At 68.6% G+C, this 18,471-nt stretch carries 17 protein-coding genes and 1 pseudogene; 10 read left to right on the top strand and 8 right to left on the bottom strand.

All coding sequences use genetic code 11. The features are described 5' to 3' along the window. Nucleotides 1-12: 12 nt before the first annotated feature. From ispF to AC5WS7_RS38030, 4 genes are all read left to right on the top strand, one after another. The gene (gene ispF, locus AC5WS7_RS38045; RefSeq protein WP_495959563.1) at nucleotides 13-480 is read left to right on the top strand and encodes a 2-C-methyl-D-erythritol 2,4-cyclodiphosphate synthase; all 468 of its coding nucleotides are present in this window, start codon (nucleotides 13-15) and stop codon (nucleotides 478-480) included. 89 nt (nucleotides 481-569) lie between these two features. Then, complete coding sequence (gene cysS, locus AC5WS7_RS38040; RefSeq protein WP_495959498.1) at nucleotides 570-1,976, top strand: cysteine--tRNA ligase; 1,407 nt, start codon at nucleotides 570-572, stop codon at nucleotides 1,974-1,976. Continuing rightward, nucleotides 1,976-2,956 (top strand): 23S rRNA (guanosine(2251)-2'-O)-methyltransferase RlmB, encoded by a 981-nt coding sequence (rlmB, locus tag AC5WS7_RS38035; RefSeq protein WP_495959497.1) that lies wholly within the window; start codon nucleotides 1,976-1,978, stop codon nucleotides 2,954-2,956. Before cysS ends, rlmB begins: the two co-directional genes overlap by 1 nt. A 119-nt stretch (nucleotides 2,957-3,075) precedes the next feature. Then, complete coding sequence (locus AC5WS7_RS38030) at nucleotides 3,076-3,381, top strand: DUF4190 domain-containing protein (protein ID WP_495959562.1); 306 nt, start codon at nucleotides 3,076-3,078, stop codon at nucleotides 3,379-3,381. Nucleotides 3,382-3,393: 12 nt separating this feature from the next. Here AC5WS7_RS38030 and AC5WS7_RS38025 read toward each other — a convergent pair whose 3' ends face one another. Next, nucleotides 3,394-4,203, bottom strand: coding sequence for an enoyl-CoA hydratase/isomerase family protein (locus AC5WS7_RS38025; protein WP_495959496.1), 810 nt, complete (start codon nucleotides 4,201-4,203; stop codon nucleotides 3,394-3,396). A 414-nt stretch (nucleotides 4,204-4,617) separates the two neighbouring features. On the opposite strand from AC5WS7_RS38025, the gene AC5WS7_RS38020 reads away from it, so the two are divergent. From AC5WS7_RS38020 to AC5WS7_RS38010, 3 genes are all read left to right on the top strand, one after another. Then, a complete protein-coding gene (locus tag AC5WS7_RS38020) occupies nucleotides 4,618-5,361 on the top strand; it encodes an alpha/beta fold hydrolase (protein ID WP_495959495.1) in 744 nt (247 codons plus the stop codon). Nucleotides 5,362-5,665: 304 nt separating this feature from the next. Next, nucleotides 5,666-6,838, top strand: coding sequence for an acyl-CoA dehydrogenase family protein (locus tag AC5WS7_RS38015; protein WP_495959494.1), 1,173 nt, complete (start codon nucleotides 5,666-5,668; stop codon nucleotides 6,836-6,838). A gap of 42 nt (nucleotides 6,839-6,880) precedes the next feature. Next, complete coding sequence (locus tag AC5WS7_RS38010; RefSeq protein ID WP_040828321.1) at nucleotides 6,881-7,195, top strand: antibiotic biosynthesis monooxygenase family protein; 315 nt, start codon at nucleotides 6,881-6,883, stop codon at nucleotides 7,193-7,195. Nucleotides 7,196-7,297: 102 nt separating this feature from the next. Here AC5WS7_RS38010 and AC5WS7_RS38005 read toward each other — a convergent pair whose 3' ends face one another. The 3 genes from AC5WS7_RS38005 to AC5WS7_RS37995 form a co-directional block, all read right to left on the bottom strand. Beyond that, on the bottom strand, nucleotides 7,298-7,741 hold the full coding sequence (locus AC5WS7_RS38005) for an OsmC family peroxiredoxin (RefSeq protein WP_495959493.1): 444 nt from the start codon (nucleotides 7,739-7,741) through the stop codon (nucleotides 7,298-7,300). Nucleotides 7,742-7,966: 225 nt separating this feature from the next. Then, complete coding sequence (locus AC5WS7_RS38000) at nucleotides 7,967-8,815, bottom strand: ABC transporter permease (RefSeq protein ID WP_495959492.1); 849 nt, start codon at nucleotides 8,813-8,815, stop codon at nucleotides 7,967-7,969. After that, the gene (locus tag AC5WS7_RS37995) at nucleotides 8,812-9,855 is read right to left on the bottom strand and encodes an ABC transporter ATP-binding protein (protein ID WP_495959491.1); all 1,044 of its coding nucleotides are present in this window, start codon (nucleotides 9,853-9,855) and stop codon (nucleotides 8,812-8,814) included. The genes AC5WS7_RS38000 and AC5WS7_RS37995 overlap by 4 nt, the downstream gene beginning before the upstream one ends. Nucleotides 9,856-10,348: 493 nt before the next feature. Here AC5WS7_RS37995 and AC5WS7_RS37990 point away from each other — a divergent pair, with 493 nt between their 5' ends. From AC5WS7_RS37990 to AC5WS7_RS37980, 3 genes are all read left to right on the top strand, one after another. Continuing rightward, a complete protein-coding gene (locus tag AC5WS7_RS37990) occupies nucleotides 10,349-11,545 on the top strand; it encodes a sensor histidine kinase (RefSeq protein ID WP_495959490.1) in 1,197 nt (398 codons plus the stop codon). Then, nucleotides 11,542-12,219, top strand: a complete 678-nt coding sequence (locus tag AC5WS7_RS37985; RefSeq protein WP_495959489.1) for a response regulator — start codon at nucleotides 11,542-11,544, stop codon at nucleotides 12,217-12,219. The genes AC5WS7_RS37990 and AC5WS7_RS37985 overlap by 4 nt, the downstream gene beginning before the upstream one ends. A gap of 77 nt (nucleotides 12,220-12,296) precedes the next feature. Beyond that, nucleotides 12,297-13,091 carry an LLM class flavin-dependent oxidoreductase gene (locus AC5WS7_RS37980; protein ID WP_495959488.1) on the top strand — a complete coding sequence of 265 codons (795 nt, stop codon included), beginning with the start codon at nucleotides 12,297-12,299 and terminating at the stop codon, nucleotides 13,089-13,091. Nucleotides 13,092-13,315: 224 nt separating this feature from the next. Here AC5WS7_RS37980 and AC5WS7_RS37975 read toward each other — a convergent pair whose 3' ends face one another. The 4 genes and pseudogenes from AC5WS7_RS37975 to AC5WS7_RS37960 all read right to left on the bottom strand — a co-directional run. Further along, on the bottom strand, nucleotides 13,316-14,185 hold the full coding sequence (locus AC5WS7_RS37975) for a TrmH family RNA methyltransferase (protein WP_495959487.1): 870 nt from the start codon (nucleotides 14,183-14,185) through the stop codon (nucleotides 13,316-13,318). Nucleotides 14,186-14,253: 68 nt separating this feature from the next. Beyond that, on the bottom strand, nucleotides 14,254-15,033 hold the full coding sequence (locus AC5WS7_RS37970) for a phytanoyl-CoA dioxygenase family protein (RefSeq protein ID WP_495959486.1): 780 nt from the start codon (nucleotides 15,031-15,033) through the stop codon (nucleotides 14,254-14,256). Nucleotides 15,034-15,217: 184 nt separating this feature from the next. Beyond that, nucleotides 15,218-17,764 (bottom strand): ATP-dependent Clp protease ATP-binding subunit, encoded by a 2,547-nt coding sequence (locus AC5WS7_RS37965; protein ID WP_495959561.1) that lies wholly within the window; start codon nucleotides 17,762-17,764, stop codon nucleotides 15,218-15,220. A 242-nt stretch (nucleotides 17,765-18,006) separates the two neighbouring features. Next, nucleotides 18,007-18,471 (bottom strand): annotated as a pseudogene (locus AC5WS7_RS37960) (hypothetical protein); the annotation flags it as partial.

Genomic DNA, 18,471 nt, shown 5'->3' with positions numbered 1-18,471 from the left:
GATCCCACTGGTCTGCGGGTCGGCCTCGGTACCGATGTGCATCCGATCGAACCCGGCCGTCCCTGCTGGATGGCCGGTCTGCTGTTCGAGGGCGAGAGCGGCTGCTCCGGTCACTCCGACGGTGACGTCGGCGCGCACGCGCTGTGCGACGCGCTGTTGTCGGCGGCCGGGCTGGGCGATGTTGGCGCGGTATTCGGCGTCGGGCGGCCCGAATGGGCCGGGGTGTCCGGTGCGGACATGCTCCGCGAGGTCCGGCGTCTGCTGGACGAGGCCGGATATACCGTCGTCAACGCGGCGCTGCAGGTTATCGGCAATCGTCCCAAGATAGGGCCTCGACGTAGCGAGGCGCAGCAGGTACTGGGAGAATTACTCGGTGCACCGGTTTCGGTGTCCGGCACGACCACCGACGGTCTGGGACTCACCGGCCGCGGCGAGGGTGTCGCGGCGGTCGCCACAGCGTTGCTGTGTTGTCGCAGCTAACTCGCTCGCACCCCTGAGCTGCCGGATATCCCGCACCCGGCACCCGCCCTGTACCTTATGCAAAATTCCCGACAGTAGGATGGCTGGTCGTGACTCTGCGCCTGTTCGACACCGCGACGCGGACCCTGCGTGATTTCACGCCTCTGGTCCCCGGCCGAGCGTCGATATACCTGTGTGGCGCCACGGTGCAGGGCGAGCCACATATCGGACACGTCCGCAGCGGAGTCGCGTTCGACGTTCTGCGCCGCTGGCTGCTCGCGGGTGGATACGACGTCGCGTTCGTGCGCAATGTCACCGATATCGACGACAAGATCCTGAACAAGGCCGCCGCCGCGGGCCGCCCGTGGTGGGAGTGGGCCGCGACGCACGAGCGCGCCTTCGACCGCGCCTATGCCGCGCTCGGTGTGCTGCCGCCGTCGGTGGAGCCGCGCGCGACCGGGCACATCACCCAGATGGTCGAGATGATGGAACGGCTGATCGAACGCGGTCACGCCTACGCCTCCTCCGGGAACGTCTATTTCGACGTGCGCAGTTATCCCGAATACGGCGCGTTGTCCGGGCACAAACTCGACGACGTACACCAGGGTGAGAGCGCGGGCGAGGGCAAACGCGATCCGCGCGACTTCACGCTCTGGAAGGCCGCCAAACCCGGTGAGCCGACCTGGCCCTCGCCGTGGGGTCCGGGCCGGCCCGGCTGGCATCTGGAGTGCTCGGCGATGGCCGGGTTCTACCTCGGCTCCGAATTCGATATCCATTGCGGCGGTATGGATCTGGTGTTCCCGCACCACGAGAACGAGATCGCCCAATCCCGCGCCGCCGGTGACGGTTTCGCGCGGTACTGGTTGCACAACGGCTGGGTGACCCTGGGCGGGGAGAAGATGTCCAAGTCCCTCGGCAACACCCTGGCCGTGCCGAATGTGCTGGAACATGTTCGGGCCGTGGAACTTCGGTTCTATCTGGGCAGCGCGCACTACAGTTCGATGCTGGAATACTCCGATCAGGCGCTGCGCGATGCGGCCCAGACCTATCAACGGCTCGAGGCGTTCGTGCGCCGGGCGAGCGAGCGGCTGGGCGAGGTTCCGGTCGGCAAGTGGACCGACGCGTTCGCCGAGGCGCTGGACGACAATCTCGGAATTCCCAAGGCGCTGGCCGAAATTCACCGCGTCGTGCACGAAGGCAACAAGGCGCTCGAATCCGGTGCGTCCGACACCGCCCGCGAAGCGGCCGGACAGGTGCGGGCCATGCTCGGCATCCTGGGTGTGGATCCGCTGGATCCGCACTGGTCCGGGCCGCAGGATTCGTCCTCGGCGAACGACGCGCTGGACATCCTCGTGCGCGCCGAACTCGACCGCCGCCAACGGGCGCGCGCGGCGAAGGACTGGGCCGAGGCCGACGCGGTGCGCGATCGGCTGAACGAGGCAGGCGTCGAGGTCACCGACACACCCGACGGCCCGGAGTGGGCACTGGTATCACCGACGGCACGAAAGGCGAACTGATGGCAGGCAATTCGCAACGGCGTGGCGCGGTGCGCAAGGGCGGCAGCAAGAAGGGGCAGGTGGTCGGGTCCGGCGGCAAGCGTCGGCGCGGCCTCGAGGGCCGGGGCGCGACCCCGCCCGCGACCGAGCGCAAATACCACCCCGCGGCCAAGCGCGCGGCCGCGGCGGCCAAGGCCGCGGCCAAGACTCGCGGCGGCCCCTCCTCCGGCGGCGGCCGGGTCGCCGGTCGCCGCAACGCCGACGGGCCCGAACTGGTGCTCGGCCGCAATCCGGTGGTGGAATGCCTGCGCGCCGGCGTACCGGCGACCGCGCTGTACGTCGCGGTGGGCACCGAGAACGACGAACGGCTCACCGCCTCGGTGAAACTCGCCGCCGACGCCGGAATCTCGATCTTGGAGGTGCCGCGCACCGACCTGGATCGCATGAGCAGCAACGGATTACATCAGGGGCTGGCACTTCAGGTGCCGCCGTACCGGTACGCCCACCCGGACGATCTGCTGCAATCCGCCAGTGGTTCGGGCGAACCCGCGCTGCTCGTGGCGTTGGACAACATCTCCGATCCGCGCAATCTGGGCGCGGTGATCCGTTCGGTCGCGGCCTTCGGCGGACACGGCGTGGTGATCCCGCAGCGGCGCAGCGCGAGCGTCACGGCGGTGGCCTGGCGGACCAGCGCCGGCGCCGCGGCCCGGCTGCCCGTCGCGCGCGCGACGAATCTGACTCGCACACTGAAGGATTGGGCTGCCACCGGGGTGCAGATCGTCGGCCTGGACGCGGGCGGAGACACCGTCCTGGACGAATTCGACGGCACCGCACCGACAGTCGTGGTGGTCGGCTCGGAGGGCAAGGGCCTTTCCCGGCTGGTGCGCGAGACCTGCGACGAGATTCTGAGCATTCCGATGGCCGGACCGGTCGAATCGCTGAACGCCTCGGTCGCGGCGGGTGTGGTGCTGGCCGATATCGCACGTCAGCGGCGGTCCTGACGGGGCGAATCCGCCCGTCCGAGAGGGAGATTCTGCACGGCGACCGCGCCGGTCGATGTGAATTGGCGCGCGTCCGGGCGTTGAAATGGCCCGCGTCACCGTAGACTCGAATGGTGGCCATGTGGAATGAGCAGCCCTACTGGGGAGGAGAGCTGCCCGATCAGCCGATCGGTCAGCCCGTCGAGCATCCGCACGCGACGACGGTGCTACTGCTCGGCGCCCTGAGCATATTCTGTTGTGGCGCACTGGGTCCGGTGGCGTGGGCGTTGGGCAAGCAGGCGCTGGACCAGATCGAGCGGTCCGGCGGTACGCTCGGCGGCCGCTCGCAGGTGTTGACCGGGTACGTCCTCGGCATCGTCGGGACGGTGCTGATGGTGTTGGTGGCCATCGTCTACCTGCTGATGGTCATCGGCGGACGTGCCTGAGGCGAGCGGGTCTCAGTCCAGCCCGGGGCGTTCCGGTTCGGCGGGCACCTCCCAGGCAGGCCATTCGCCGCTGATGCTGCCGGTCCAGCGGGGTGGGCGGCGGTCGCGGAACGCGGCCATTCCCTCGCCGCCGTCGATGCTCTGTGCGACGTAGCCGTTCAGCTCGGTCTCCATCCGGCCGACCGCGTCCTGCGTCATCCCCAGGCTCTCCCACAGCAGCCGTTTTGACAACGCCACCGGCAGCGGCGCGGATCCGCCCGCGATGTCGTGCGCGACGGCCATCGCGGTCGGCAGCACCTCCGATGCGTGCAGGCAGCTGTTGGCCAAGCCCATGGCCGTGGCCTCCTCACCGTCGAAGGTGCGGCCGGTGAGCATGATGTCCGCGGCATTGGCCATTCCGGCCAGCCGGGGCAGCATCCAGTGCGCATAGCCGTCGGCGAGCACCGCACGACGGACCTGATTCAGGCCGTACACCGCGTCGCGGGCCAGGTACCGCAGGTCGCATTGCAGCGCGAGCGCCAGGCCGACGCCGACCGCGTGACCGTTCACCGCCGCGATCACCGGTTTGCGCACCCGCCAGGGCGGCGGGTCGAGGGTGGCGCTGACCTCGCCGACCCGGTGGGACAGATCCGCGCCCGCGCAGAAGGCCGGTGGCGTCCCGGTGAGCACGACCGCGCGAATCGCGTCCTCGATATCGCAGCGGCGCAGTGCCGCGCCGAGTTCCTCCGTCAACTCCGGGGTCAGCGCGTTCTGCTGGGCGGGACGGTTGAGCGTGAGCACCGCGACGCCGCCGGAAACATCGACGTGCAGTTCCGAACTCATGCAATGTCCTTCCGGCGCGGGCGGGTCGCCGCGACAGACCGTCGCAGACGTACTCGACCGCATTTCTTTCCCGCACGACCCGCCGTTACGCGGCGTATCACCGACCGGGCGTGCTGTGTACTTCCGGCACGAGCCGATCCGCCGGACCAGCGCATGCGTGCGACAACATCCTAGGACACCGCCGTCGGGTGTCAGGGGGGCGTGCGCATTGAGGACATTCGGACCGGCCGCGTTATCGGAACCGACCGCTTGGGAACAATGGCCGCTGGACGCGCGCCACCCGACGCGCGACCGCACCCATCCGGCCGCCGACGCCGACGTTCGCCGCCGAGTCGCCGGTAGCCGTGCCGTGCCGTGCCCGGACGAAAGCGCCGGCCGGCGCGCTCGTCGAGGGTCGCCGTATGGTCGGAGCCGATGCTGATCGACGAAGGTGGCACAGGTGTGCCGATTCTGCTGCTGCACGGGCTGATGGGCAGCGCGCGGACGTGGCGCGCACACCTGGACTGGCTGCGCCCGTTCGGGCGGCTGTACACGTTCGAGGCCGCCGGCCACGGCCGCCCCGCCCCGCCGGAGTTGACCACCGAGGCGTTCGTCACGGATCTGGCCGCGGCCACCGCGCGGATCACCGAGCCGATGGTGCTGATCGGTCATTCGATGGGCGGGCTGCACGCGTGGATGTTCGCCGCGGCCCATCCGGAGCGGGTGCGTGCGCTGGTGGTCGAGGATATGGCCCCGGATTTTCGCGGCCGCACCGCGCGGGACTGGGCGCAGATGATCGAAGCCTGGCCGCAACCCTTCCCCGACGAGAACGCGATGCTGGACTTCTTCGGCCCGGTGGCCGGACGCTACTTCCTGCAGGCCTTCGCCCACGGCCCCGACGGCTACCGATTGCACGGCGCGGTAACGACTTTCCGCGATATCTCCGAGGAATGGGGCACCCGGGACTTCTGGTCGCAGTGGCACGCCGTACGCGCCCCCGCCCTGCTGATCGAGGGCGAGCACACCATCACCCCGCCCGGTCAGATGCGTCGCATGGCCGCCGAACATCCGAACGCCCGCCACGTCCTGATCTCCGATGCGGGCCATCTCGTGCACGACGACCAGCCCGCCGCGTATCGCACCGAGGTCACCGGCTTCCTGACCGAAGTCCTGAACTGATCCGCCGCGCGGCCCGGGCGATCGCCTGCTCGCCGGTCTCGCCATGGCTGCCGATCCGGGCTCTGCTACCGCGTCCGCGCCGGGCCTGTTCAGCGCCCGCGGCCGCGGGCGTGCCCCGGTTCGGATCGCTGGGCGCCGGTACAAGGAGCCGACCCAGCGCTGCGCCCCAGCAGCCGGGATCACGGCACCGAACAGGACCGTGACGTGCGATAACGGGTGCAGAAGTATTTGAAGGCGTCTGCCGTCAGTCGGTAGGGCGATGCATCGTATGCTCGTTCGCAGGCCAACGAACGAAGGTGACCAGATGATCGATTTCTCGATTCCCGCCGACCTCGCCGCCGAACGTGATCGGGTGCGGCAGTTCGTCATCGACAAGATCGTTCCGTACGAGCGCGATCCCCGGTTGACCTCGCACGGGCCCAGCGACGAGCTGCGCCAGGAATTGGTCGAGCTGGCGCGGGCGGAGAAATTGCTGACCGTGCAGGCCCCGGTCGAGTTGGGCGGGCGCGGTCTCACCCACGTGGAGCAGGCCGTGCTGTACGAGGCGGCGGGCTGGTCCACGCTCGGTCCGGTCGCGATGAACTGCGCGGCGCCCGACGAGGGCAATATGTTCCTGCTGTCCAAGGTCGCCGACGCGCCGCAGATCGACCGGTATCTGGCGCCGGTGATCGCCGGGCATCAGCGTTCGGTCTTCGCGATGACCGAGCCGGGCGGGGCCGGATCGGATCCGGGTCAGCTGGCCACCACCGCCACCTTCGACGGCGAGAGTTTCGTCGTCAACGGCCGCAAATGGCTCATCACCGGCGCGGACGGCGCCAAGACGTGGATCATCATGGCCCGGCTCGAGGCCAATCCGCATCTGCCCGAGGGACCCACATTGTTCCTCGCCGAGGGCGGCACACCCGGCATCGTCATCGAGCGCACGATGAACACCATGGACCGCAACTATGTCGGCGGGCACGGTGTGGTGCGGTTCGAGAACCTCACGCTGCCAAGGGAATCCGTACTCGGCGAGACCGGCCAGGCGCTGCGGTACGCACAGCTGCGGCTGGCACCGGCCCGCCTGACGCACTGTATGCGCTGGCTCGGCGCGGCCGAGCGGGCACAGAGCATCGCGGTCGAACACGCGCGCACCCGCACCGCGTTCGGCAAGCCCATCGGCGAGCACGAGGGTGTGTCGTTTCTGTTGGCGGACAACGAGATCGCGTTGCACCAGTGCCGCCTGACGATCTGGCACGCGTGCTGGCTGATGGACAACGGCCACAAGGCCCGGCACGAGAGTTCGATCGCCAAATCCAGTGTGTCCGAAGAGCTTTTCAAGGTCGCGGACCGCTGCGTGCAGGTGCTCGGCGGCATCGGCATCAGCGACGAGACGGTGGTGGAGATGATCTTCCGCGATATGCGCGCCTTCCGCCTCTACGACGGGCCGACCGAGGTCCACAAGTGGGCCATCGGACGGCAGGTGCTGCGGCGCTGAGGACCAGGCCGGGGCCCGCGGCTCTAGCGCTATGGTCGAGTCATGGCTGTTGTGAAGATCAATGCAATCGAGGTCCCCGAGGGTGCGGGGCCCGAGTTGGAGAAGCGGTTCGCGGGCCGCGCGCACGCGGTGGAGAACTCGCCCGGCTTCCTCGGGTTCCAGCTGCTGCGCCCGGTCGCCGGGGACAACCGGTACTTCGTTGTCACGCAGTGGGATTCGGAGGAGTCCTTCGCCGCGTGGCGGGACGGCCCGGCCAAGACCGCGCACGCGGGTGATCCGTCCCGCAAACCGGTGTCGACCGGCGCCTCGCTGCTCGAGTTCGAGGTCGTGCTCGACGTCGCGGCCAAGCCCGCGTAGTTCGCATATCCGCCGTTCACCCGGCCGCTGACGGGTGGCTCGGGCCCCGCGTGAGGTGTCACCGGGGCCCGAGCCGTGCGCGGGCGCGACCCGCGCGATGCCTCAGCCCTCGAAGCTCGCGTCCAGTTCGATGTTCTCGACCCCGGCCAGCGCCTTGCTGATCGGGCAACCCGCCTTGGCGGCCTCGGCGGCCTTCTGCGCGCCCGCGGCATCGATGCCGGACACGCGGCCCCGGACGGTCAGCTTGATGCCGCTGAGGTGGAATCCGCCTGCCGGATCCGGTCCGAGCGTCACATCCGCGTTGACGTCCAGGCTCTGCACCGTGCCGCCCGCGTTGCCGATCTCCGCGGACAGCGCCATCGCGTAGCAGGACGAATGCGCCGCCGCGATCAACTCCTCCGGGCTGGTCGTCCCCTCGGCGGTGTCGGCGGTGCGCTTGGGGAACGAGACGTCGAACGTGCCGACTCCCGAGCTGGCCAGCTCGACCCGCCCCGAGCCGTCCTGCAGACCTCCGGTCCATGCGGTGTGTGCACTACGTGTTGGCATCACGGTCCTTTCCGTATCTTTGGCCTCCGCTCCGCTCCGGCGTGTTTGCGGCGCCCGAAGGCTCACCGCTCGGCCCCGTGTCGGGCACTCGTTCCTCGCACCCGCCACGCGTCCGAGCGGCAAGCCGCGCCGCAAACCGGAGGTCGGCGTTATCCGGGTTGGTAATGTCCAGCGTCGACGTTACTCGGAGCTCGGCGTCATCCGGGATTGGGCGATGGATGCGGCTCAGGCCATGTCGCGGCGGTGCAGCAGCCACACCATCGCGAGGGCGAAGCCGACGATGTAGGTCGCCAGAACAACGAAAGATGCTGGGCGCGAGAGAATATCGAGCACGCCCGGCGTCGACTCGCCGGAGACCGTGCGCATCGCACCGGCCAGCGAACCCGCCGCGGTGCCGGGCAGATGGTCGGTGATCGCCCGGATCGGCGCGAAGATCGCCGCGACGCCGCGCAACAGATTCTCCACCACCAGCACCCACACCAGTCCCAGGCCGACCGCGAGGGCCGGACCGCGGGCGAGCACGCCGATCAACGCACCCGCCAACGTCCACATGCCGAGAATCGCCGCGCCCGTGAGGATTCCGAGCAGCGATCGCCCGGCACCGGGCAACGCGAGGGACTGGTGCTGCACAGTGCCGATGATCGCGGCCACACCGGTGTCGACCAGGAACGCGCTCAGAACCAGCGCGACGACCACCACCGCCAGCGCCAGCACCGTCCCGCCCGCCACCCGGGCGCGCGAGGGCCCCTGGGTGAAGACGGTCTTCCAAGTGCCCCAGCCGTATCCGCTTCCGGTCACCAGCGCGCCGAGCACCAGCATCAACGCACCACCGAACATGGCCATACCCTGTGTGAACACCTCGGGTACCGCGGCGGGAAGCATCTGCTGCAACAGGATTGCCCGCGGCTGCCCGTTGGACATGCGCATCGACGAGCCGGTGGTGTAGGCGAGATAGTTGAACAGATAAGCGAATACGAGGTTGAGCACTATCCAGGTGCCCAGGATGATCCAGAACGCCGGCCAGCGGCGCAGGCGGGCGAATTCGCCTCGGGTACAAGCGATCAGGTCGGTCATCGAGAATCTGCCTTGGATACCCCGTCGTTAACGGCGGGAGGGAAAAGTCGTGAGTGTCGCTTGCGGCGCATGGCAAGAGAACCAAGCAAAGACGGGAACCGCGTGAGAGGAACTTCCGATGCGAAGGCGCCGTCAGGCGGAAGAACCGTTAACTCGAAGAAGACCTCCTCCAGCGAACGCTCGTCGCTGCGCAGTTCCAACAGGTCCGCGCCCGCCTGGACGACCGCACGAGCCACCTCGGGCGCCATTGCCGCCGCGGCATCGACTCTGATGCCGCCGGTGGTCAGCAGTGCGGTTCGATCGCCCAGCACGGCGCGCACGGCCGGGAAGGCCAGTTCCACCGGTTCGGCTCGCAGGAAAAGCGTTGCCGTACCGCGTAATTCGCTCACGGTCGATTCGGTGAGCAGGCGCCCCTGGGAGATGACGCCGACGCGATCGCAGATTTCCTGCACTTCGCTGAGCAGGTGCGAGGACAGCACGACGGTGTGCCCGTCCGCGGCCAATCCGGTGATGAGCTCACGCATTTCGGCCATTCCGGCCGGATCGAGCCCGTTGGTGGGTTCGTCGAGGATCAGCAGATCCGGGTTCCCCAGCAGGGCCGCGGCGACCCCGAGACGCTGTTTCATCCCCAGCGAGTAGGCCCGGAACCGGTCGTTCCCGCGGGCGGCCAGTCCGACCCGGTCGAGCGCCTCCTCGGCATCGTCGCGGGTGCGGTTCCGATAACGCGCCAGCACCCGCAGGTTGTCCCGGCCGGACAGGTACGGGAAGAAGCCCGGCCCCTCGATCAACACCCCGATCCGGCGCAGCGCCGCGGGATCGCCGGGCTGTCGCCCCAGGACGGTCGCATGACCCGAACTCGGCCGGACCAGGCCCACCAGCATGCGCAGCGTGGTGGTCTTGCCGGCGCCGTTCGGTCCGAGGAAGCCGTAGATCTGCCCCGCCGCGACGGACATGCCCACGGCATCGACAACGGTATGTGCGCCATAGCGTTTGGTGAGCGCATCGGTGCGCACCGCCGCTACGGGATCCGATTGATTCATGCCGTCGAGAATCCGCCCGCGACCCGGCCGGGCACATCCGCCGGCGGTCGTGACCGGGCGTACGTATCCGGACGTAACCCACCACCCGGTACGCCGGTGCGATCGGCCGCATCCGCATCCCGAAGCGAGCACACATCCGAGCAGTCACACACAGCGGCTCGAACGGATTTCATCGGATATCCGAGCCCGGCCCTCGATTGCCCAACCTGACCCACATGTGCACAAACGCTCGCAACCGTTGCCGGGGAATGAACAGACCCGTCCCAGCGCGCACAGCAGCGGTAACCAAGGCGAGCCGGCCCGCACACAGCATCCCGGCCGACGGGCACACGTCGGAGCAATCACATACGGCATCCGGCACCGTGCCCGGCGCGACCTGACCCGTCACTTGCGCACACAAGGCGTGGACAGCGAGTGGAGCCGGGCGTACGTATCTGGACGTAATTCGCCGCGCGGGGCGTCCGGAAGCGGTGCGGCGGGCTACGGTTCGACTGTGGATGCGCGCATGCGGCCGAGTGGCAGAGTGCTGTTGCCGGCGCTGATCGCCGCCGTCGTCCAGGTGGGGGCGGGCGGCAGGGCGAACGCGCATTGGCACGAGACCGGCTCGCGGCAGCTCGATGCGCTCGGATATGCGCTGTTGCTGGCCGGGCCGGCACTGCTGGCGGTGCGGCGCGCGTATCCGCGCGCGGTGCTGTACGCGGTCATGCTGATCACGCTGGCTTACCTGCTGTCGGGATACGGGTACGGTCCGATCTTCATCGCGCTGGCGATCGCGTTCCTGTCCGCGGCCCGCCGCGGGTCGCGCTGGTACACCTATCCGATCGTGCCGCTGGGGTATCTGCTGATGGTGTGGCCCGCGCCGTTCATCGCGGGGCATCCGACCAATTACTGGCAGATCATCGGGCTGTTCGCCTGGCTGTCGGTGCTGGTGGCCCTCGCCGAGGGCATGCGGCAGCGGCGCGCGGTGCTGATCGCGCGGCGCCAGCGCGCCGAGGCCGCACAGCGCAACGAGCAATCCGAACGCGCACGCGAGCAGGCCCGGCGCGAACAGCGCGCCAGCGAGGAACGTCTCGCGATCGCGCGCGAGCTGCACGACGTTCTCGCGCACAGCCTTTCGCTGATCAACGTGCAATCCTCGGTGGCGCTGGAACTGCTCGACCGCAAACCAGAACAGGCCGCGACCGCGCTGGCCGCGATCAAATCCGCCAGCCGCGACGCACTCGGCGAGGTGCACGCACTACTGCGATCCATTCGGGCCGGAGCGGAAACCGTTGCGGCGCCGAGGGGGCCGGCCGTGCGGGTCGGTGACCTGGACACGCTGATCGAGCCCGCTCGCGCGGCGGGCCTGACGGTTCGAACCGAGGTGTCCGGCGATCCCGTGCGGCTGCCCGCCGTACTGGATGTGGCCGCCGCGCGCATCGTGCGGGAATCGCTGACCAATGTGCTGCGGCACGCGCCGGGCGCGAGCGCCGTTGTCGGCGTGGCCTATTCCCCGCAGGAGCTGCGTCTCACGGTCGAGAACACCGCCCCCGCGAATACTCCACAACCATCCACGACCCCGGGCGGCAACGGCATCCCGGGCATGCGCGAGAGAGCACACGCGCTCAACGGCGAACTGTCCGCGAACCCGTTGCCCGGCGGCGGATTTCGCGTCACCGCACGTCTTCCGATACCCCAGGAGTCCCGATGATCCCCGCCCGAGACGATATTCGAGTTCTGGTGGCCGACGATCAGGCCCTGGTGCGCGGCGGATTCGTCGCCCTGCTGGACGCACAGGAGGGCATCCGCGTCGTGGGCGAGGCCGACAACGGCGAACGGGCCGTGCGGATGTCCAAGGAGCTCACGCCCGACGTCGTGCTGATGGACATCCGGATGCCGGTGCTGGACGGCCTGGCCGCCACCCGCGCGATCGCGGCCGATCCCGCGATGAGCGCGGTGAAGGTGGTGGTGCTGACCACCTTCGAACTCGACGAGTACGTTTTCGAGGCAATGCGTTCGGGCGCAACGGGTTTCCTGGTCAAACACACCGAGCCGGCCGATCTGGTCCGGGCGGTGCGGGTGGTAGCAGCGGGCGATGCGCTGTTGTCCCCCAGCGTGACTCGGCGTCTGGTGGCCGAATTCGCCTCGCGTGCCAAGCCCGCGCCCGCGGCCGAACTCACCGAACTGACCGATCGCGAACGCGAGGTGATGACCCTCGTCGCCGAGGGCCTGACCAATGCCGAAATCGCCGCACGCCTGTTCATGAGCCCGGCGACCGCTCGAACGCACGTCAGCCGAATCCTGTTTAAGCTCAATGCGCGTGACCGGACACAGCTGGTCGTGATGGCATACGAGTCCGGCCTGGTCCGCCCGGGCTGGCAGTAGCGACGCGCCGGCGCGGGAATGACCGACCGGTCCGGAGCGCTGAGCGATAGCGACGAGATGCATTCGCAGGAGGTTCGATGACCATACGATTCGGCACGATGCAGGCCCCGGGATCGGCGGCGGACTGGCTGGAGACCGCCAGAAACGCTGAGGGACAGGGCTATCACACGCTCCTGATGCCCGATACGCTGCGCACCGCGTCACCCTTTCCGGCCCTGGCGGCCGCGGCGGCGGTGACCACGACCCTGCGGGTGCGTCCCAACGTCATCGCGGCGCCGCTGCGGACGGCCGCGGTGGCCGTGCGGGAAATCGCCGCGCTGCAACAACTTTCCGATGGCCGCTTCGAACTGGGCATCGGCATCGGCCGTCCCGATGCGGTGCAGGAGGCCGAGCAACTCGGCCGGCCCGGCGGTTCGGCAGCCGAGCGCCGCGCCCACCTGATCGAGATCGTGGCGGCCGTGCGGGCCGAGATCGCCCCCGCGCCACCGGTCATGATCGCCGCCTCGGGTCCCCGCATGCTCGCGGCCGCGGGGCGGATCGCGGACCGCGTTCTTCCCGCGCTGCATCCGGCGGCCACCGAGAACGACCTGGCCGAGATCATCGCCACGGTGCGCGAGAACGCCGACCGCCCGATCGCATTCACCACTCAGCTGATCGGCATCGGCGACCGGCTGGCCCCGCCGCCGGGCAACTGGCAGGTCCCCACCGCCGCCGAACTGCGTGAAGCAGGTTCGGTAGGTCTCCTGCCCGCCGACCCAGCCGAGGCCGCCGACGTTCTGGAATACCGCCACGAGACGTACGGCATCGACGAGGTGATCGTCCCGGGCGCGCTGGCCGAGGCCTTCCAGCCGATCCTCGACCGCCTGCGCTGAGGACGCAGGTCGATACTCGATCCCCAGTCATCCACACCCGACCACGAACGGCTCGACCGCACTCTCAGGTCGGCACTGTCGACGGTTGGCCGCGCCGCGGACCGACAGCCGATGGCTGACCGCGCTGTCGGGCCGGCACAGTCGACGGCCCGCCCGCGCGCACGGGCGGCATTGCCGGCGGCCCGACCGCACACGCGGGCCGATACTGCCGGTGGCGTGCGGCGTTATCGCTGAGCAGTGCGGCGCTGCCGGGCTGCCTCGTACAGCAGGACCGAACCCGCGGTGGCGGCGTTGAGGCTGCTCGCGCCGCCGCCGATCGGAATGCGGACGATATCGTCGCAGACCTCACGCCAGCGGGCGCTCAGGCCCGTGGTCTCGTTGCCGATGACGATCAGGCGCGGCCCGGTCAGGTCGTAGTCGGCGATATCGGCGGTGCCGTGCTCGTCGGTGCCGACGACGCGCAGCGCGATTCCCGCCTGCTGCCGGTCGCGCACCCAGGACGCGACCTCGTCGGTGGATCGGGCCCGCAGCACCGGCAAGGTGAACAGCGATCCCGTACTGGCCCGCACGGCTTTCGGATCGTAGATATCCGCGGCGTGACCGCTGACCACGACCGCCGATGCGCCGAAGGCATCGGCCGATCGAATCAGCGTGCCGACGTTCCCGGGGCTTACGGGTCTATCGAAGACGATCCCGAAAAAGTCCGGCCCGCAAGCGATTCGGCCGAAATCATCGGGCCGGGCCACACCGACCGCGATCAACTCGGGCTCGCCCGAACCCCGCTCCCCCAACTCGGCCAGCAACTCCGGCGCGACGTCGATGGCATCCGCGTCGCTGCGTGCGATGATCCCGCGAGCCCACTCGGACAACTGCTTGCCCTCCGGGCGCAACAGACTCTCGAACCGCCACCCGTTCGCCGCCGCCATCGAGATCGGCCGCACCCCCTGAATCAGGAACAACCCGGCCCGCTGCCGCTTGTTCCGATTCGCCAGCAACGCCTCCCACTGCTGAAACCTGGCATTTCTGACGGTGACCTTCAGCGGTTCGGCCTTCCTGTCGGGGTCCGGGCGTGCACCGGCCCGCTCACATGACAATCGACCAGAGTACCGGCCACACAGCGAAAGTCGGCACCGCACCGAGGTATCGGCCGCGCCCTGATTCCTCAGCGGGCGGCGTTCTCGAGCCCCAGCCGAATCGCACGCTCCAGCGGGGTGTACCTGCCGTCCGGACGGTCGAGTACGCAGGGCTCGCGCAGGATCAACGGCGGCTGAGCCATGAATTTCGGCCGACCACGCCGATTCGGCTGCGCCGCGTGCACGAGAAAAGGGTGACACAGGTACACATCCCCGGCTCGCCCGGTGGCCAGTGCCTGCGGCAGGTCGGCGGTGGCCGCGTAAACGTCCAGCAGGTCGAGCATCCTTACCCCCGCCTCGCCGTGGGGCGCGAGCACCGGCGGCAGCCGCAGATGGGAACCGACCCGGATCCGTGTCGGCGCGTCGCCGCCGTCCACGTCGGAGAACAGGAACAGCATCAACAGCGCGCGGTCCCTGGTCCACAGGTTGATCCGCCAGCTCGTGTAGTCGTTCGGGTCGTCTCCGAAACTCGCGTCGACGTGCCATCCGTCGTCTCGCGGCGGCGTCGCGCTCGGGAAACGAATCGGCCAGCCGCCCAGACTGTTTCGCGGAACCCACCGTCCCGGACCGACGAGTTGGTCGAACGCCTCGTGCAGTACGGGCGCATTCACTGCCGCATCGAACGGTTCCTGCGCGAATCCTCCCAGCCGGATCACCGGTTCGGTCCAGGTCGACGGGTCATCCGGATCGCAACCGGTTGCCCGCCACAGTATCTCCCGGCCCGAAGCGGCTAGCTCGCGCGAAAATACCTGCTCCACTTTGACGAAGCCGTCCGCCACGAACGCATCGATCTCGGTTTCGGTGAGCATGAAAGCCTTTCGTCGCGCCTCATCGCCAACCATGCGCGACGGGTTGCCGTCGTCGCCACCGAATTTCCCCCGAGCGTCGTCTTACCGAACGCCCAACGCACGCCGCCGCGCGAGCGACGGCGATCGACCGGTACGGCTACGGCCCCCTCCCGCAATGCGGGAGGGGGCCGTAGAAACCTGCCGATTACTCTCCGGACGCGGCGGAGGACTCACCGGCGAGCGCTGCGACCGGCTTCTCCTCCTCTTCGGCCGGCTTGGCGGGCTTGGCCCGACCGACGAAGGTGAACTTGGCATCCTCGCCCTGGCCCTCGCCGTCCCAGCCCTCGACGTCGACCGAGACGATCTGTCCGGGGCCGATCTCGCCGAAGAGGATCTTCTCCGACAGCTGGTCCTCGATCTCGCGCTGAATGGTCCGGCGCAGCGGGCGGGCGCCCAGCACCGGATCGAAGCCGCGCTTGGCCAGCAGGCTCTTGGCCTGGTCGGACAGCTCGATCTCCATATCCTTGTTCCGCAGCTGGGTGGCGACGCGGTTGATCATCAGATCCACCATCTCCACGATCTGCTCGGTGGTGAGCTGGTGGAAGACGATCACGTCGTCGATGCGGTTCAGGAACTCGGGGCGGAAGTGCTTCTTCAGCTCGTCGTTGACCTTGAGCTTCATCCGCTCGTAGTTCGAGCCCTCGTTGTTGGACTGGGTGAAGCCCAGGCCGACGGCCTTCGAGATGTCCGAGGTACCGAGGTTCGAGGTGAAGATCAGCACGGTGTTCTTGAAGTCGACCGTGCGGCCCTGACCGTCGGTGAGGCGGCCGTCCTCCAGAACCTGCAACAGGGTGTTGTAGATCTCCTGGTGGGCCTTCTCGATCTCGTCGAACAGCACGACCGAGAACGGCTTGCGGCGCACCTTCTCGGTGAGCTGGCCGCCCTCCTCGTAGCCGACGTAGCCCGGAGGGGCACCGAACAGCCGCGAGGCGGTGAAGCGGTCATGGAACTCGCCCATGTCGATCTGGATGAGCGCGTCGTCCTCGCCGAACAGGAAGTTCGCCAGCGCCTTGGACAGCTCGGTCTTACCGACACCGGACGGACCGGCGAAGATGAACGAGCCGGAGGGGCGCTTGGGATCCTTCAGGCCGGCACGAGTACGGCGGATTGCCTTGGACACGGCCTTGACCGCATCCTCCTGGCCGATGATCCGCTTGTGCAGCTCGTCCTCCATGCGGAGCAGACGGGTGGTCTCCTCCTCGGTGAGCTTGAACACCGGGATACCGGTCCAGTTGGCCAGCACCTCCGCGATCTGCTCGTCGTCGACCTCGGCCACGACATCCAGATCGCCGGAGCGCCACTGCTTTTCGCGGTCGGCGCGCTTGGCGACGAGCTGCTTCTCCTTGTCACGCAGCCGCGCGGCCTTCTCGAAGTCCTGCGCGTCGATCGCGCTTTCCTTCTCCCGGCGCGCGTCGGCGATCTTGTCGTCGAATTCGCGCAGGTCCGGCGGTGCGGTCATGCGACGGATGCGCATCCGGGCGCCGGCCTCGTCGATCAGGTCGATCGCCTTGTCCGGCAGGAACCGGTCGTTGATGTAGCGATCGGCCAGCGTCGCCGCCGCGACCAGCGCGGAGTCGGTGATCGAGACGCGGTGGTGCGCCTCGTACCGGTCCCGCAGGCCCTTGAGGATGTTGATGGTGTGCTCGACGGTCGGCTCGCCCACCTGGACCGGCTGGAACCGGCGCTCCAGGGCGGCGTCCTTCTCGATGTACTTGCGGTACTCGTCGAGGGTGGTCGCGCCGATGGTCTGCAGCTCGCCGCGGGCCAGCTTGGGCTTGAGGATCGAGGCCGCGTCGATCGCGCCCTCGGCCGCGCCCGCACCGACCAGCGTGTGCAGCTCGTCGATGAACAGGATGATGTCGCCGCGGGTGTTGATCTCCTTGAGCACCTTCTTCAGGCGCTCCTCGAAATCACCGCGGTAGCGGCTGCCCGCGACCAGGGAACCCAGGTCGAGGGTGTACAGCTGCTTGTCCTTGAGCGTCTCGGGGACCTCCCCGTTGACGATGGCCTGGGCCAGGCCCTCCACGACGGCGGTCTTACCGACGCCGGGCTCGCCGATCAGCACCGGGTTGTTCTTCGTGCGGCGGGACAGCACCTGCATGACCCGCTCGATCTCCTTCGAGCGGCCGATGACCGGGTCGAGTTTGCCCTCGAGCGCGGCCTGGGTCAGGTTCCGCCCGAACTGGTCGAGCACCAGCGAGGTGGACGGGGTGCCCGACTCGCCGCGCGAGCCCGACTCCACTGGCTCCTTGCCCTGGTAGCCCGAGAGCAGCTGGATGACCTGCTGACGCACCCGGTTCAGGTCGGCGCCGAGCTTGACCAGCACCTGGGCGGCCACGCCCTCGCCCTCGCGGATGAGGCCGAGCAGGATGTGCTCGGTACCGATGTAGTTGTGGCCGAGCTGCAGCGCCTCGCGCAAGCTCAGCTCCAGTACCTTCTTGGCCCGCGGGGTGAACGGGATGTGCCCGGACGGGGCCTGCTGGCCCTGACCGATGATCTCCTCGACCTGGCTGCGCACACCCTCCAGCGAGATGCCGAGCGACTCGAGCGACTTGGCCGCGACACCCTCACCCTCGTGAATCAGACCCAGCAGGATGTGCTCGGTACCGATGTAGTTGTGGTTGAGCATCCGGGCCTCTTCCTGGGCCAGGACAACGACGCGCCTCGCGCGGTCGGTGAACCTCTCGAACATCGCTCCCTCACTCTCCTGCTCCGACATTCCGGCATCCGGCGCTTCAGACGTCTTTCGCGCAAGCCTGCCATGAAGCCCTGGGGTTGCCTCCCCGGCCTCCACTCTAGTTGGCCGGGGTCGCGGGCGTCTTCCGTCCACCCTATTGCGAACGGCCGACAACTCGACTCATTCATGCATAACGCGGAGGTCCCCGCATTCGTTTCAACCGCGACTATGCCCACAGCGAACAGGGGTCAGTCGGACTATCCACCGGTCACAGGAGCGATGAAGTAGCACGACACCGGTCGCGGGCGCCCCGGATCCAGGGCGTTCAGGGCGAAAGCCGCCGCGCGGGCGCTACCCGCGATGCTCGCGTGTTCGGAGTAGTCCGCTGGACAACAGTCCCGGACCAGGATATTCGTCGTGTGCGGTCCGGAGACGAGACCTACGGTATACGGGACGATCGCCTCGTCGTAGCGGGTCTGGATATTCGTGTAGGTCACTTGCGGCTGGCAGACGCCATCCGCGTCGAGCGCACGCGGGACTGCCGAGGTTCCGGCCATCTGAGCGCAGTCCAGGCAGAGTTTCGCGCTGAGCAGGGCATCCGCGAAGCGAAAGGCTCGGCAACCCCAGCCACAAAGGGTTTTCGGCGCGCACCGCACCCGATGCCCGCCGAAGCGAAGCGAGGCGAAAGCCTGACGCACCCAGCGGCGAAGCGTCTCCGTCCC

It is taken from the genome of Nocardia sp. PLKS1-43, from assembly GCF_059510335.1.
This window is presented reverse-complemented; position numbering and strand designations above follow the sequence as displayed.

Coding starts and splice junctions, on each gene's coding strand:
- rlmB (WP_495959497.1), top strand. CDS start 1,976: ATGGCAGGCAATTCGCAACGGCGTGGCGCGGTGCGCAAGGGCGGCAGC.
- AC5WS7_RS38030 (WP_495959562.1), top strand. CDS start 3,076: ATGTGGAATGAGCAGCCCTACTGGGGAGGAGAGCTGCCCGATCAGCCG.
- AC5WS7_RS38025 (WP_495959496.1), bottom strand. CDS start 4,203: ATGAGTTCGGAACTGCACGTCGATGTTTCCGGCGGCGTCGCGGTGCTC.
- AC5WS7_RS38020 (WP_495959495.1), top strand. CDS start 4,618: ATGCTGATCGACGAAGGTGGCACAGGTGTGCCGATTCTGCTGCTGCAC.
- AC5WS7_RS38015 (WP_495959494.1), top strand. CDS start 5,666: ATGATCGATTTCTCGATTCCCGCCGACCTCGCCGCCGAACGTGATCGG.
- AC5WS7_RS38010 (WP_040828321.1), top strand. CDS start 6,881: ATGGCTGTTGTGAAGATCAATGCAATCGAGGTCCCCGAGGGTGCGGGG.
- AC5WS7_RS38005 (WP_495959493.1), bottom strand. CDS start 7,741: ATGCCAACACGTAGTGCACACACCGCATGGACCGGAGGTCTGCAGGAC.
- AC5WS7_RS38000 (WP_495959492.1), bottom strand. CDS start 8,815: ATGACCGACCTGATCGCTTGTACCCGAGGCGAATTCGCCCGCCTGCGC.
- AC5WS7_RS37995 (WP_495959491.1), bottom strand. CDS start 9,855: ATGAATCAATCGGATCCCGTAGCGGCGGTGCGCACCGATGCGCTCACC.
- AC5WS7_RS37985 (WP_495959489.1), top strand. CDS start 11,542: ATGATCCCCGCCCGAGACGATATTCGAGTTCTGGTGGCCGACGATCAG.
- AC5WS7_RS37980 (WP_495959488.1), top strand. CDS start 12,297: ATGACCATACGATTCGGCACGATGCAGGCCCCGGGATCGGCGGCGGAC.
- AC5WS7_RS37970 (WP_495959486.1), bottom strand. CDS start 15,033: ATGCTCACCGAAACCGAGATCGATGCGTTCGTGGCGGACGGCTTCGTC.
- AC5WS7_RS37965 (WP_495959561.1), bottom strand. CDS start 17,764: ATGTTCGAGAGGTTCACCGACCGCGCGAGGCGCGTCGTTGTCCTGGCC.